The following is a 15016-nucleotide window of genomic DNA, read 5'->3' on the forward strand; positions in this document are numbered from 1 at the left end:
GATCGTTCACCCTCTCTCGCGCTGCGAGGCGGCGCTCGGCTCGTTCGGCTGCTGCGCACCGTCGCGCGGGCGTCGCCATGGCCGCTTCCAGAACGTCGCGGCAGGCGCGGCGGCTTCGGCGGCGGGCTCATCGGGAAGCGCGGCTGCGACGGCGGCGATCGTCCGGTTCCGGAAGAAATCCCGGGCCGCGACCTTGAGGCCTTCCCGGCGGGCACGGCTGGTGATCTGGAAGATGCTGAGGGAATCGGCGCCGAGGTCGAAGAGGTCGTCGTGGACATCGATGTCCTCGCGCCGCAGCACCTCGCTCCAGATCCGGATCAGCGTCTCCTCGACAGGGGTTCGCGGCGCAGCGTTGTCAGCCGCCTTCTCGACCTTGGGCGCTGTGCTCTGGGCATCCGGCGCCGGCAGCGCGGCACGGTCGAGCTTGCCGCTCTGGTTCAGCGGCAGGGCCGGCAGGCCGACCCAGGCGGTCGGGACCATGTAGTCCGGCAGGTCCTGCGCCAGCGCCGCCCGCAACTCGGCCAGTGGCGGAGCGTCCGCGCTGGTGACGTAGTAGCAGACCAAACGCGGCTCGCCCGGCACGTCCTCGCGCAGGATCACGACCGAGACGATGCCGGCTTTGCGGGCGAGCACGGCCTCGATCTCGCCGGGCTCGATGCGGAAGCCGCGCAGCTTCACCTGGTGGTCGAGCCGCCCGAGATGCACGATGCGACCGTCGGGAAGGTATTTGGCACGGTCGCCGGTGCGGTAGGCCCTGGCGCTGGTGCCGGGATCGACCGGGTTGGCGATGAAGCTCCTGGCGGTGAGCTTGGGATTGTTGGCGTAGCCGCGCGCCAGGCCCGTGCCGGCGATCAGCAGCTCTCCGGGGATGCCGACGCCGACGGGCTCGTTATTGTCGTCGACGATGTAGAACTGCGTGTTGGCGATCGGCAGGCCGATGGTGACGACCTCGTCCTCTGGCTGGATGCGGGCGAGCGAGGACCAGATCGTCGTCTCGGTCGGCCCGTACATATTCCAGAGCTCGCCGCCGCCTTCGAGCAGCTTGCGGGCAAGGTCGAGTGGCAGCGCTTCGCCGCCGCAGAGCATGCGGAATCCTGGCCGTGAACGGAAGCCGGCTTCGAGTAGCAGGCGCCAGGTCATCGGCGTCGCCTGCAGCACGTTGGCGCTGCTCTGCTGCAGCCGTGCCAGCAATTCGGCGCCGTCCTTGGCCTCGTCCGAGGTCGCGATCGCGACGCGGCCGCCCTGGATCAGCGGCAGCAGCAATTCGAGCGCGGCGATGTCGAAGGTCACCGTGGTGACGGCGAGCATCGTGTCGGAGCTGGAGAAGCCGGGCTCGCGCGCCATGGCGAAGAGCAGGTTCGACAGCCCGCCATGGCTGACCTCGACGCCTTTCGGCGCACCGGTCGAGCCAGAGGTGTAGATCACATAGGCGAGCTGGTCGGGCGCGATCGCCGCCGTCCGGATTCCGGCGAGATTCGCCGTGGTCTGGTCGACATCGATCAGCATGAGGTGCTCGTCCGCCTCGACGACGGCCGGGTCGAGCGGACCTGCGGTGAGAAGCGCGGCGGCCTCGGAATCCCGCAGGATCCGCTGGATGCGCGCCTTCGGCATGACGGGATCGAGCGGCACATAGGGGAAGCCGGCCTTGAGCGCGCCGAGCATGCCGGCGACCAGCGCGGGTGAGCGTTCGATCAAGAGGCCGACGCGGCTTTCGGCAACGTCCACGCGCGCTATCAGCTCGGCCGCGATCCGGTCGGCCCAAGCGTTGAGAGCGGCATAGGAGAGTTGCTGGTCGCCGCATGAGACGGCGATCGCCTCGGGCTGCTGCAGGACCTGGCGTTCGAAGGCCTGGACCGTGCCGTCGTCGCTCTGGAGCGCGACCTGCGTGTCGTTGATCTCGGAGACGAGGCGCTGGCGCTCGTCGCCCTCGATGAGCGGCATCGCCGCTATGATCATATCGGGGTTGGCAACGAAGGCGGCGAGCAGCGTGCGATAGTGGCCGAGCCAGCGATCGATCGTCGCCGCGTCGAAGAGATCGGCGCCATAGCAGCAGTCGATCCGCAGGCCATCGTCGGATTCGCCGATGTTGAAATAAAGATCGAAGGTCGAGAAGGCCTTGGGATTGGGCTCGGCGCTGGCCTTGACCGCAGGACCGAAGTCGAGATTGCCGGCGAGCCGCTCGAGGTTGAACTGCACCTCGACCAGCGGCAGCCGCCCGGACACCGGCGGAACGCGCAGCCGCTTCAGCAGGGCGCCGAGCGTGAAGCTTTGATGGTCATAGGCGTCGAGGATGAGGCGTCCGACCTTGTCGAGATGAGCCGAGAACGGCTCGGCCGGATCGATGCCGCCGCGGATCGGCAGGAAGTTGACGCAATGGCCGACGGGCGAGGGGCCTTCGAGCTGCGATTGCCCGGCGGCGGGGACGCCGATGACGAGGTCGCGCTGGCCCGAGAGCCGCAGCAGCAGCACCTGGAAGCTGGCGAACAGCGTGGCGAACAATGTCCGCCGGCGCTTTGCACCCGCCGCCTTCACCTGGCGATAGAGCTCGGCCTCGATGAAGCTTGTGCGCGTCCCGCCATTGAAGCTGCGCGGCGCCTGCCGCGGCCGGTCGGTAGGCAGTTCGAGCGGCGCGGGAAGCTCCGCGAACATCTTGGTCCAGTAGGCCGCGGCCTCTTCCGTGCGCGGGTCTTGTCGGGTTTCCGTAGCGTAGTCCGCGAAGGGCATCGCTGCCGGCAGTGCGTCGATGTTGGAGCGGTAAGCCGTGGCGATCTCGTCGAGCAGGACGTTGGTCGACCAGCCGTCGCAGACGATGTGATGCGCCGACAGGATCAGGACATGCTTCCGCTCGCCGAGCCGGATGATCTCGGCTTCGGCCACCGGCCCTTGCACGAGGTCATAGGGGCGGCTCGCATAGGCCTCGATCCTTGCCTGCAACGCGGCCTGCGGGTCGGGCTCGCCGCGCAGGTCGCTGATCGCGACCGGGAACATGCCCGAAGGCGAAACCTGCATGGTCTCGCCATCGGCGGAGAAGCGCGCATGCAGGATCGCGTGCCGGCCGGCGACTTGCCTGACGGTCTCGGCAAGGCGCAGCGCATCGATATCGCCGTCGAGCGTCAGGCTGACGGATTCGTTGAAGGCGGCGCTGGCCTCGGGGCCGGTCTGGTCGGATAGCCAGATTTCGGTCTGGGCCTCGGTCAGCGGAAGCTCGATCTCCGATGTCGGGGCGGGCATGTCCGGCCGCAGGCTCTCGGCTGCGGCTCCAGGCAGCATCCCATCCCGGCGCATCAGGGCGAGGCTGTCCTCGAAGGCGGCGATGATCGCCGCGATCTCGGCGTCGCCGTGCTGGGTCGTCAGGAAGCAGGGATAGTGTTCCTGGATGAAGATACCGCGCGCGCGCAGATGGTAGTGTAGCAGGCTGCCGAGGCGGTGATCGCGGCCCGGCTCGAAATAGGCGACGCTGCCATAGCTCTCGATCGACACGTCCCAGCCGACCCTCGCGAAGGCGCGCCGCAACGACTCGACGAGGCTCTGCATGCGCTGTGTCAGGGCATCGGTCAGCGCTGGCCCTTTTTCCTTGACGTGCCTGAGAACGGCGACCGTCGCTGCCAGCGCCAGCGGATGCCGGACGAAGGTGCCCGCAAAGAAGGTGACGCCGACCTCCGGCACGCTGTCGTCGCCGAAGCGCCAGGCGCCGCCGTCGAGCGCGTCCATGAAACGCGGGGTGCCCGCCAAGAGGCCGACGGGCAGGCCGCCGCCGACGACCTTGCCGTAGGTGGCGAGGTCCGGCTTGATGCCGAGCAGAGCCTGCACGCCGGCGGGATGGACACGGAAGCCGGTGACGACCTCGTCGAGCACCAGCGCGGTACCAGCCTTCTCGGTAATGGCGCGCAATTCCTTGAGGAAGGCGACGGGCAGGTAGCCTGGCCTGCGACTCTGCACCGGCTCTACCAGCACCGCGGCGAGCTCATGCGCGTGCTCGCGCAGCCAGGCGAGGCTTTCATCCGTGCCGTAGTCCAGAATGGTCATGCGCCCGACGGCCTCAGCCGGAATCCCGGGGGCCGCAGGCACCGAGCGGTGCTGCTCGCCGACGCCGCGCACCAGGACTTCGTCGAACTGACCGTGATAAGCGCCTGAGAACGCAACGATCCTGTCGCGACCGGTGACGGTGCGGGCGACCCGCATCGCCGCCATCACCGCTTCGGAGCCGGTATTGCAGAAGGCGACGCGGGCATGGCCGGTCAGTTCGCAGAACAGCGTCGAGGCCTCGTGCGCGAGCGGCGATTGCGGCCCGATGGCGAAGCCGTCGGTCAGCTGTGCCTGAACCGCCTCGACGACGAAATCGGGCGCATGGCCGAAGGCGGTCTGGCCGTAGCCATTGACGAGGTCGACATAGGCGTTGCCGTCGACATCCCAGATCCGGGCGCCTTTCGCCCGGGCGGAGACGATCGGGTAGACCATCTCCTTCCAGTCGGCGGCGAAGCCCGAGACGGTGCGAGGATCGGCCAGGACAGGGCGGTGCTGGTCGGCGAGCCGCTTCGAGGTCGCGGTCCTGCCGACATAGAGCTTGGTCAGCCGGGCGATGTGGGCGCGCTGGGCTTCCGTCAGGGTCTCGTTGCCCGTGCGGATCAGCGGCTTGAACCGTGCCGTCGAACCGGCTGCGTTTTTCGCTGAGGCTGGAGGGGCGGGCTGAATCTGTACGACCGCCGGAGGCTGTGGGGCAGCCGAGGGTTGCAAGGCCGGCATTGCGGTTGCGACGGTCGGTACCGCAGCCTGGCCGCTCAGGGTCTGGAGCTGGCGCTCCATCAGGCGCGCCATCACGTCGAGCTGCTCGCGCATCAGCGCGTCCAGGCTCGAGCCGGCCGGTCGCTCAGCCATGATGGCGGGTGCGGGCGCGGCGGGAGCGGGAATGAGGGCTGTGGGAGCCGGTGCGGCCGGTGCGACGGCCAGCACGGGGGCAGCCGGCTTCACCATCTCCTGCGGGCAAAGCTCGGCGATATGGCGCGTGACGTCGTCGACGCTCGGGAGATCGTCGAGCAGCTGGCGGAAGCGGATCTGGACACCGAAGGCCGTCTGCAGGCCCTGCGCGGCCTGCGTCAGCAGGAGCGAGTCGAAGCCGAGCTCGAGGAAGCTCGCACCCATCTCGTCCGCACCGAAGGGGCGCCCGGACAGGTTCTCGAAGATCGCTGCGACCCGGCCGCCGAGTTCCGAATGGCCCAGAGGGATGTCGGTGTCAGCGTGGGGAGCCATGGCCGGTTCCTGCTCGGGTTGAGTGGGAAGGGGTTGAATGGAGGCAGCGGCAGGCGCGGCCACGGAGGTGGTGGTCGAGGCGACTGGCGCTTCGACCCAATGCCGGCTGCGTTCGAACGGATAGGTCGGCAGCGAGACGCGCTTCGGCTTGCTGCCGGCCTGATAGGCCGACCAATCGGGCGCGATCCCGGCTGTCCAGAGGCGTCCGATCGCAGCCGCCAGCATGCCTTCGGCATCGCCCTGCGCATCGGGCAGGCAGGAGATGGCGGCCCGGCCCGCACCGGCACCTTGCAACGCAAAACTGGCCAGTGCGGCGCCGGGTCCCACTTCGAGCAGGATGGGCGACAGGCCGCGGGCCAGCGTCGCGATGCCATCAGCAAAGCGCACGGGCTCGCGGGCGTGCCGCGCCCAATAGGACGGATCGGTGGTCTGTTCGGCGCTGACCCAATCGCCGGTCACGCCGGAGATGTAAGGCAGCTCCGGCGCATTGAGGCGAATGGCCGCGACCGCCTCGGTGAACGGCGCGACCAGCGGGTCGATCATGGCGGAGTGGAAGGCATGCGAGGTTTGCAGGCGTCGATGCGTCGCTCCGCGCTGCGCGAGCTCCGCTTCCAGCGCCTCGATCGCCTCGAACGGCCCGGCGAGCACGCCCATGCCGGGTGCGTTGATCGCCGCCACGCTGACGCTGCCCTGCACCAGCGCCGCGATCTCGGCGTCGGGCAGGCGCACGGCGAGCATGGCGCCGCCAGGCAGCTCCTGCATCATGCGGCCGCGCCTGGCGACGAGCGAGAGCGCATCCTCCAGCGAGAAGACGCCGGCGATGCAGGCGGCGGCGAACTCGCCGACGCTGTGGCCGATCATGGCGGAGGGCTGCAGGCCCCAGCTCATCAAAAGCTGCGCCAGGGCGTATTCGACCGTGAAGATCGCCGGCTGGGCGAGCAGCGTCGCCGAGAGCCGCTCCGGATCGCCGCCATTGCTCGGATAGAGCAGGCTGCGCAGGTCGAGCCCGAGGTCGGGCTTGAGCAATTCGCAGCACAAATCGACTGTCCGGCGGAAGACCGGCTCGCCGGCATAGAGCTCCCGCGCCATCTGCGGATATTGCGAACCCTGTCCGGGGAACATGAAGACGAGATCGCCGACGCCGGTCACGGCCGTGGCGCGCTCGGTGTTCTGCTTGCGCAGGGCCGCGGCAGCCTCGGTATGATCGCCGGCGACTACCGCGAGACGGTGCGGGAAGAGCCGTCGCCCCGCCTGCAAGGTGAACGCGATGTCGGCGAGGTCTTGCTCGGGGTGCGCTTCGACATGCTCCGCCAGCCTGTCCCGCGCCTTCCCGAGCGCCGCTGCGCTGCGGGCCGAGAGCGTCAGGAGTTGGTTGCGACGGGCGGGCGCCACGGCTTCGCTTTCGGGGGCCTGCTCCAGTACGAGATGAACATTGGTTCCGCCGAATCCGAAGGCGCTGACGCCGGCGCGGCGGGGCCCGTTTTGCCCGGCCCACTCCTGACGGTGGTCGGCGATGAAGAACGGGCTGTCGGGTAACTCCAGCGCCGGGTTCGGCTGCGTGACGTGCAGGCTCGCCGGCAACACCCCGCTCTTCACCGCGAGCGCGGTCTTGATCAGTCCCGTAACGCCGGCGGCGGCGTCGAGATGGCCGACATTGGATTTGACCGAGCCGAGCGCGCAGAAACCACGATCCTCGGTCGTCAGCCGGAAGGCGGCGGTGAGGCCGGCGACCTCGATCGGGTCGCCCATCGGCGTGCCGGTACCGTGGCATTCGACATAGCCGATCGAGCGCGCATCGACATCGGCGGCGGCGTGCGCCATGGCGATCGCCGCGGCCTGGCCGTCGACGCTCGGCGCGGTGAAGCCGACCTTGCCTGCGCCGTCATTGTTGACGCCGACACCGCGAATGACGGCGTAGATCTGGTCGCGATCCGCGACCGCATCCTCCAGCCGTTTCAGGACGACGAGGCCGGCGCCGCTGCCGAAGATCGTTCCGTTGGCGCCGGCGTCGAAGGGGCGGCAATGGCCGTCCGTCGAGACGATGCCACCCTCCTGGGCGAGATAGCCGCGCCGTTGCGGGAAGGTGATCGAGACGCCGCCCGCCAGCGCCATGTCGCAGCCATGGCAGAGCAGGTTCTGCACGGCCTGGGCGATCGCCAGCAGCGAGGTCGAGCATGCCGACTGGACGGCGACGCAGGGGCCGGTCAGGCCGAGCTTGTAGCCGATCCGCGTCGCGGTGAAATCTGCGGCCGAACCGACCAGCAGCGGCAGGTTGCCGATCTGGAAGCCCGAGGTGTAGTCGGCGATGGCCGAGCGGTCGTGCAGCAGGTTCTGCAGCAGATAGGTGCTGGAGGTGGCTCCGGCGAAGACGCCGATGCACTGGCCGGGCGCCGCGGGGTCGTAGCCGGCATCCTCGAGCGCTTCCCAGGCGCATTCCAGCAGAAGGCGCTGCTGCGGATCGGTGAGCGCGGCCTCGCGCGGCATCATGCCGAAGAAGGGCGCGTCGAACTGATCGATGTCGTCGAGCACCGGCTTCACCGCAACGAAGTTCGGGAGCGCGCGCGTTGCTGCGTCGAAGCTGTCGTCGAGCTCGGCGGGGTCGAATTTCGTGATCGACTCCACGCCGTCCAGCAGGTTCTGCCAGAGCGTGCCGACAGTCGGCGCGCCGGGGAAGCGGCCGGCCAGGCCGATAATCGCGACAGCGCGCTCCGGGAGGGGGTCAGTCATGCGAGCCACCTAGCGACGCGCTGTCGGGAAAGGACGCGGGCAGGCCGCGCGAGCGCAGGCCGCGTTCGCGTGCCGCAGCAAGGCTGCCGAGCACGCTGGGCTTCTGTGGCGTCAGATGGCCGGCCAGAGCCCGCACATTCGGGTAGCGGTAAAGGTCGACCAAGGCGAACCAGGGCAGCTCCCTGACGAGGCGCCGGTGCAGTTCGGCGACGAGCAGGGAATTGCCGCCGAGATCGAAGAAATTGTCGTCGATGCCGACGATATCGATCTGGAAGACGTCGGCGACAGCATCCGCAAACCGCCGTTCCATGGCATTGCGGGGCGCAGCATAGGGCACGGCTGTCTCCGGCCGGGCGCGGCCGGGCACCGGCAGCGCGGCACGGTCGAGCTTGCCGTTCACGGTCAGCGGGATCTCGGGCACGAAGACGAAGGCCGCCGGCACCATATGCGCCGGCAGGGTCTCGCCGAGGCGAGCCTTCAGTGCTGCGGCCGAGGGGCGTTCCGTGCCATTGGCCACGAGATAGCCGACGAGCCGCTCGTTCCCATCGTCCGAGCGGAGCAGCACGGCGGCCTGCCCGATGCCGGGATGGGCCATCAACGCGGTCTCGATCTCGCCGAGCTCGACGCGGAAGCCGCGGATCTTCACCTGCTGGTCGGCTCGGCCGAGATATTCGTAGTCGTCCTCGTCGACCTGGCGAGCGAGGTCGCCCGAACGGTAGAGCCGGGCGCCGGGCTCGTCCGGATGCGGCACGAAGCGCGCGGCGTTGAGCTCGGGCCGGTTCAGATAGCCGCGGGCCAGTCCTGCTCCCGCGACGAAGATCTCGCCGATCTCGCCGCGCGGCACCGGACGCATGGTTTCGCCATCGAGCAGCTGCAGCTTGAGGTCCGGGATCGGCCGCCCGATCAGGCTCGACCGCTGTTCCGTATCTGCGGGGGAGAGCGGACGATAGGTGACGTGCACCGTCGTCTCCGTGATCCCGTACATGTTGACGAGATGGGCATGCTCGCCGCGGCGCTGGTACCAGCCGGCGAGGCGGCGCGGATCGAGCGCTTCGCCGCCGAAGATCACCAGCCGCAGGGAGAGCTGGTCGCGTCCGCCGCGGTCATGATCGGCGCGGTCGAGGGCAGCGAAGGCCGACGGTGTCTGGTTGAGCACCGTGACGCCCTCGTCGGCGAGCAGCCGCAAAAAGGCGGCGGGGTCCCGCGTCGTGCTCTCCGGCACGATCACGAGACGCCCGCCGTGAAGCAGCGCCCCCCAGATCTCCCAAACCGAGAAGTCGAACGAGACGGAGTGGAACAGGGTCCAGACATCGCTGGAGCGGAAGCCGAACCAGTTATCCGTCGCACTGAAGAGCCGCGTGACCGCCGCATGCTCGATGGCGACGCCCTTCGGCTTGCCGGTCGAGCCGGAGGTGTAGATCACATAGGCGAGGTCGTCGGCCGCAGCCGCGCGCCGCGTCGGCGAAGCTGCCGTCTTGGCGCCTTCGGCCGGATGCGGGTCGATCCGTTGCCGGCCGGGTGGCAGCCAGTCGGTGTGCTCGGAGGCGATGATGAGCGAGGCATCGGCATCCTCGACCATGAAGGCGAGGCGCTCGCCCGGATAGGCCGGGTCGAGCGGCAGATAGCCGGCGCCGCTCTTCAGGATCGCGACCAGCGCGACGATGAGGTCGAGCGAGCGCGGCAGGCAGAGCCCGACCATTGCGCCGGGGCCGGCGCCCATCGCGGTCAGCTGCTCGGCCAGTCGCTCAGCGCGCGCATCGAGGTCCGCATAGGAGAGATGGGTCGCGCCGAAGGACAACGCGACGGCGCGTGGCCGGGCCGCGACTTGCGCGGCGAAGAGATCGACCAGGGTCGCTGGCGCGGTTCGCGGCGCTTCCTGCCGGGTGACCTGCGGGCGGGTGGCTCCAGCGAGATCGGGAGCGGCGGACGCCCGAGGCCGGCTACGACGCGGGGCCTGGCGGGCAGATTTCCTGTCGATGGTCTGTGTCATACAGGAAAGGCTATGCGCCAAGCCCCCGCGACAACATTGGAGCAGTTGGAGTAACGCCATCTTCCCAAGGGGTAGGTGCGCGGGGCGCGGATGACGCGTGCCAAGCGCACTCCGCCGGGCGGAGCATGCCCGAAAGGGCTGTGGATGCGGGGGGGGGGGGGTCGGGGACTTCAGGATCCTAGCCGGAAGTAGAGTCCCGAATAGGTCTCGACATGGCATTCCGGATGGAAGGGCACGTCGAGGCTGCGCGGCTTCTCCCAGGAATCCACGAGCTCATAGCCGAGCGCGAGCAGGCCATCGATGAAGGCGGTGCGCGCCGGAACGCTGTAGGGACAGAACGAGACCTCGCCCGTTCGCGTGATCACCGACTGGATCGTCACGAAGGAGTGCCGCGCGTGGAGTGGCGTACGCTGGACGATCAGGTGCCGGGGACGCTTCGGCCAGGCCTTCAGCCTCTCGTGCAGATAGTTCTCCGGCAGGTATTGCAGCGAGCCTGCTGCGAGCAGGATCTCCATGCCGCAGCCATCGTCGACGCCGTTGGTGAAGCGCAGGCGCGAGGTGGGCTGGCGTTCGGCGATCGCCTCTCCCGCCCGGGTGATGTGCGGCAGGTCGAAGACGGTCCAGCGGAAGTCATCTGGGAAGCCGAGATACCGGTCGTATTGGCGGAAGGCGTGCCCGACATAGCCGCCGAGATCGAGCAGCGTCCGGGCGCCTTCGTCGAGCGCGCCGCGCAGCCAGAACAGCAAGGGATACTCGGTCGCCGGCATCGGCTCGATCCCGCCGGCCATGGTGGTGTAGTGGTCGATGTCCGCCATCGCGTCATGGTCGAAGCCGGAAAGGCCGGTCGGCAAGGCGCGCTCGGCCGCCTCGAAGCCGGCAAACCTGCCGCTGTAGCCGCAGTGATATCGGCCGGCGCGAAAGCGGGCTTCGTAGAGCTTCCGGCGGAACTGGGCGATGCCGGGCCAATGCGCGGAGGCCGTGCGGGCGCTCAGGCGCAGGCTCTGTTTCCATATGGCGCTGGCGGACATCGTTCAGGCCTCGCCGGCGCGTTTTGCCTCGGGGCGAGGGCTCGGTTTCAGTAGCGGCGCCTTGCCGCGCGGCGAGACCTCGGCGGTGCCGGCCCGCTCGGGCCGCGGCGCGAAACCCAACAGCCTGGCGGCAGGCGTGGCAAAGAGCACGGCCAGGATGAGCAGGAGCAGGGCGACTGTCGCCCGGAAACGGGAGGGGGCGGGCGCACTGTGCGAAGCGGGCGTCGAAGAGGTTGAGGACTGTGCCGCCTTGTTCGGAATGGGCGGGGGCGGTGCCCGCCGGGCGGGCGCACCGAACACGGCCTTGGTCAGCTCCGCGCCGCCTTCGTCGATGGCGAGCCAATGCTTGGCGAAGGCGGAGTTCCGGACCGCCGGAAGCAAGGGGGCGGTGCGTGCGCTGCTGCCATCGTCCCGGCTGTGCTTCTCCGAACTCGTCAAGAGTGCCTCCGTCCTGGCCGGGAGAGGGCTTGCTCTCCCCGTCGTCTTGGGATCGCCCGATCATTGAACTGGATCGCGCTCGGCAACGTCGTCGACGGCTGCCCTTTCAGGCATCGCGGCGCGGCTGGCGTGAGCCGTGACAAGGTCATTGCTGGCTGGCGAGGCCGGTAAGCTGGCGTACCGGTGTCTTTGCCGCCTCCCCGGGAAGGGAGCTCTCCGCAGCGCGCGTCTTCGGGGTCACCTGGACGATGTCGCCGGGTTGCAGGGTGGTTTCGAAATTCGCCTGGATCGTCACCGGCGTGAGGCCAGCCTGTCGCGTGATCCTGATGTCCCAATCCGCAGCCGCACCGGAGCCCTGGCTCGCCACAAGTCTGCGACGCCGGCTTTCGGCGATCTCGCGCGCGGTCGGCAGGCTGCGCTCGACCTCGAGGGTCTTCTGCCGGGTTTCCTGGAGCTCGAGCACGACGCGCCGCATATAGGTGGTGTCGAGCTCACGCAGCCGCAGCGTCAGCTCGCCGAGCGCCGTCTCGCTCTTGGCCAGCTCCGCCCGCAGGCGCGCCGCTTCGCCCTGCGTGCGGGTATAGTCGCGCTCGCGCTCAACCTGGACGGTGCGCAAGCCATGGCCGGTCGTCGCCAGCTTATTGTATTCGCTCGATTGCTCGCGCGTCAGCTCGACCTGCCGCTCGACCAGTCGGGCTTGCTCGGTCAGGGCGGCCTTTTCGGACTGGAGCCGTGCCACCTGCTGGCTCAGCAAGTCGCGCTCGCCCTCGCGCGCCCGGCGCTGGAAGTCGAGGATCTCCTGTTCGCCGGCCAGGATCTGGACGCTGCCTGCGCTTCGTGCATCGGCCACGAGCTGCTTGACGCCGTCGCGCTCGGCTTCGAGGCGCTGGCGGCGCGCCGTCAGCGTCTGGAACGAGGCGGTGAGCAGCTGCTCGCGCTCGTCGGCGAGCAGGAGCTCGGATTTGAGCACGGCGATCGACTCGTCGCCGACCCGGTAGCCGCCGGCCAGCGCGACTGCGGCGAGGACGGTGAGCCCGTGCCGGAAGGGATAGGTCCCCGGCGAGCGCACCTCGCCCATGATGTAGACCGGCTTCAGCTCGGCGATCCGCAGGCTGACCACGGCATCGCGCAGATAGCCGTCCATCAGAGCGCTGCGGATCCGCGCTTCCGCTTCCGGTGCCGAGAGCCCGGCGATCCTGATCCGCCCGGCCAGCGGCATGTTGACCGCGCCAGAGCCGTCGAGGACGAAGTCGCCGGAGAGATCGCTCTGGCCGAAGACCGAGATCGTCACCTTGTCGCCGATCGAGAGCGTGTCGGCTGCCTCGCGCTCGGCGGCCGAGACGGTCACGACCAGGATGAGTGCCCAAGCCACCAGCGCCAGGATGAGCGGCCGGAGCCAATGCCGCCCCGATGGGACGGCGAGTGCCGCGGCGCGCGAGGCATGGTGAGATTTCCGGGGGTGGATTGACGTGTCCAAAGCCGGCTCCGACCGTCTTGCCCATAGAGGGGCGATGCGATGCCGGCAGGATGTCAGGGCAGGGCCGCTTTCCGCATTGGCATTCGGGCCAAGGCGTGTCGCTACCGGATTAATCCCATAGTCGAGCGCTGCGGCCATCCTCGGGCCGAGGTGCCACTCGCATCGCGTGGGAGTAGCCCTTCCTTGTTCGCGCCGGGGCGCTCACCTCCCAAAGCGTCCTTTGAGAAGGCGGCGCTTGCAGCAAAGCTTTTGGCTCCTTCCCGTGCACGATCCGGCGGAGCTCAGACATGCAGAAGCGTATCCTCGTCACTGGCGGCGCCGGCTTCCTCGGCTGCCACCTCTGTGAGCGGCTGGTCGCCCAGGGGCACCAGGTCATCGCGGTCGACAACTACTACACCGGGCGCCGCGAGAATCTGACGGCGTTGCTCGGCCTGCCCAATTTCGAGACGCTCAGGCACGATGTGACCTTCCCGCTCTATCTCGAGGTCGACGAGATCTACAATCTCGCCTGTCCGGCCTCGCCGGTGCATTACCAGCGCGACCCCGTGCAGACCACGAAGACCAGCGTGCTCGGCGCGATCAACATGCTCGGCATGGCCAAGCGGCTCGGCATCCCGATCCTGCAGGCCTCGACCAGCGAGATCTACGGCGACCCGGACGTTCACCCGCAGGTCGAGGATTATCGCGGGCTGGTCAGCATCAGCGGTCCGCGCGCCTGCTATGACGAAGGCAAGCGCTGCGCCGAGACGCTGTTCTACGACTACAAGCGGCGCCATGGCGTCGAGATCCGCATCGCCCGCATCTTCAACACCTACGGGCCACGGATGAATCTCGAGGATGGCCGCGTCGTCTCCAACTTCATCGTCCAGGCGCTGCGCAACGAGCCGATCACGCTCTATGGCGATGGCCGCCAGACCCGCGCATTCTGCTTCGTCGACGATCTGGTCGAGGGGCTGATGCGCCTGATGAATGTGACCCAGCCTTTGGACAGCGCGGTCAATCTCGGCAATCCGGTCGAGACCTCCATGGCCGAGATCGCCGAGCTGATCATCTCGCTGACGGGCTCGCGCTCGCAGATCGTCTTCAGGCCGCTGCCGCAGGACGATCCTCGCCAGCGCTGCCCGGACATCAGCAAGGCACACGAGCTGCTGCACTGGCGGCCCAAGGTGCCCCTGCAGGACGGGCTGAAGCGGACGATCTCCTATTTCGAAGGCGTGCTGTCGAAGATGCACGACCCGGTGCGCCGGGTCGAGGTCGCGAGGGCGAGCTCGTGACGCAGGACTGCACGCTTCCCCGCGCACGCATCATGGGCGTCAACGTCAGCGCCATCACCATGGCCGACGCCCTCGATGCGGTCGAGGGCTGGATCGCCCGTAGAGACCGGAACTATGTCTGCATCACCGGCGTCCACGGCGTGATCGAGAGCCAGTCGGATCCCAGGCTCATGGCGATCCATGAGCGTGCGGGTATGGCAACGCCCGACGGCATGCCGCTGGTCTGGATGGCACGCAAGCTCGGCCATGGCCGGACCGAGCGGGTCTACGGCCCGGACCTGATGCTGCGGCTCACGGCGCTGTCGGCCGAGAAGGGCTATCGCCAATATTATTTCGGCGGCGCGCGCGGCCTTGCCGAGCGCCTGCGCGAGCGTCTCACCGCGCGCTTTCCCGGGCTCGCCGTCGCGGGCACCTTCTCGCCGCCGTTCCGCCCTTCATCGGCGGAGGAGGACGAGGAGATTGTGCGCATGATCAACGCCGCCAAGCCGGACATCGTCTGGGTCGGGCTCAGCACGCCGAAGCAGGAATACTGGATGGCCGCGCATCTCGACCGGATCGAGGCGCCGGTCATGATCGGCGTCGGCGCCGCCTTCGATTTCCTCGCCGGCACCAAGCGCCAGGCCCCGGCCTGGATGCAGAAGCGCGGGCTCGAATGGCTGTTCAGGCTGCTCTCGGAACCGCGGCGGCTCTGGCGCCGCTACGGCAAGATCGTGCCGCAGTTCATGCTCGGCGCCAGCCTGCAACTGCTCCGGCAGAGGACCGTGCTCGCTGCTACCTCCAAGAGGTAGGTCTAACCCCAAGAGATAACTCGTCCCAAAAGGGTTATAGTTCCGTT

7 protein-coding genes are annotated in these 15016 nt (G+C 68.6%); 2 read left to right on the top strand and 5 right to left on the bottom strand.

The genetic code is table 11. From position 1 onward, the window contains the following. Positions 1 to 6 precede the first annotated feature (6 nt). The 5 genes from AC1DS0_RS01335 to AC1DS0_RS01355 form a co-directional block, all read right to left on the bottom strand. A complete protein-coding gene (locus AC1DS0_RS01335; RefSeq protein WP_476812603.1) occupies positions 7 to 7974 on the bottom strand; it encodes a hybrid non-ribosomal peptide synthetase/type I polyketide synthase in 7968 nt (2655 codons plus the stop codon). Next, complete coding sequence (locus AC1DS0_RS01340; RefSeq protein ID WP_476812604.1) at positions 7967 to 9964, bottom strand: amino acid adenylation domain-containing protein; 1998 nt, start codon at positions 9962 to 9964, stop codon at positions 7967 to 7969. Before AC1DS0_RS01340 ends, AC1DS0_RS01335 begins: the two co-directional genes overlap by 8 nt. 170 nt (positions 9965 to 10134) lie before the next feature. Beyond that, positions 10135 to 10992, bottom strand: coding sequence for a methyltransferase, TIGR04325 family (locus AC1DS0_RS01345; protein WP_476812605.1), 858 nt, complete (start codon positions 10990 to 10992; stop codon positions 10135 to 10137). Positions 10993 to 10995: 3 nt separating this feature from the next. Further along, positions 10996 to 11430 carry a hypothetical protein gene (locus AC1DS0_RS01350; RefSeq protein ID WP_476812606.1) on the bottom strand — a complete coding sequence of 145 codons (435 nt, stop codon included), beginning with the start codon at positions 11428 to 11430 and terminating at the stop codon, positions 10996 to 10998. 145 nt (positions 11431 to 11575) lie between these two features. Further along, positions 11576 to 12802 carry a polysaccharide biosynthesis/export family protein gene (locus AC1DS0_RS01355; protein WP_476812607.1) on the bottom strand — a complete coding sequence of 409 codons (1227 nt, stop codon included), beginning with the start codon at positions 12800 to 12802 and terminating at the stop codon, positions 11576 to 11578. A 392-nt stretch (positions 12803 to 13194) separates the two neighbouring features. Here AC1DS0_RS01355 and AC1DS0_RS01360 point away from each other — a divergent pair, with 392 nt between their 5' ends. After that, positions 13195 to 14181 carry a UDP-glucuronic acid decarboxylase family protein gene (locus tag AC1DS0_RS01360; protein ID WP_476812608.1) on the top strand — a complete coding sequence of 329 codons (987 nt, stop codon included), beginning with the start codon at positions 13195 to 13197 and terminating at the stop codon, positions 14179 to 14181. A gap of 32 nt (positions 14182 to 14213) precedes the next feature. After that, a complete protein-coding gene (locus AC1DS0_RS01365) occupies positions 14214 to 14969 on the top strand; it encodes a WecB/TagA/CpsF family glycosyltransferase (RefSeq protein ID WP_476813071.1) in 756 nt (251 codons plus the stop codon). Positions 14970 to 15016: the final 47 nt, after the last annotated feature.

The organism is Allobosea sp. P4_H5, assembly GCF_056400825.1.

Coding starts and splice junctions, on each gene's coding strand:
- AC1DS0_RS01335 (WP_476812603.1), bottom strand. CDS start 7,974: ATGACTGACCCCCTCCCGGAGCGCGCTGTCGCGATTATCGGCCTGGCC.
- AC1DS0_RS01340 (WP_476812604.1), bottom strand. CDS start 9,964: ATGACACAGACCATCGACAGGAAATCTGCCCGCCAGGCCCCGCGTCGT.
- AC1DS0_RS01345 (WP_476812605.1), bottom strand. CDS start 10,992: ATGTCCGCCAGCGCCATATGGAAACAGAGCCTGCGCCTGAGCGCCCGC.
- AC1DS0_RS01360 (WP_476812608.1), top strand. CDS start 13,195: ATGCAGAAGCGTATCCTCGTCACTGGCGGCGCCGGCTTCCTCGGCTGC.
- AC1DS0_RS01365 (WP_476813071.1), top strand. CDS start 14,214: ATGGGCGTCAACGTCAGCGCCATCACCATGGCCGACGCCCTCGATGCG.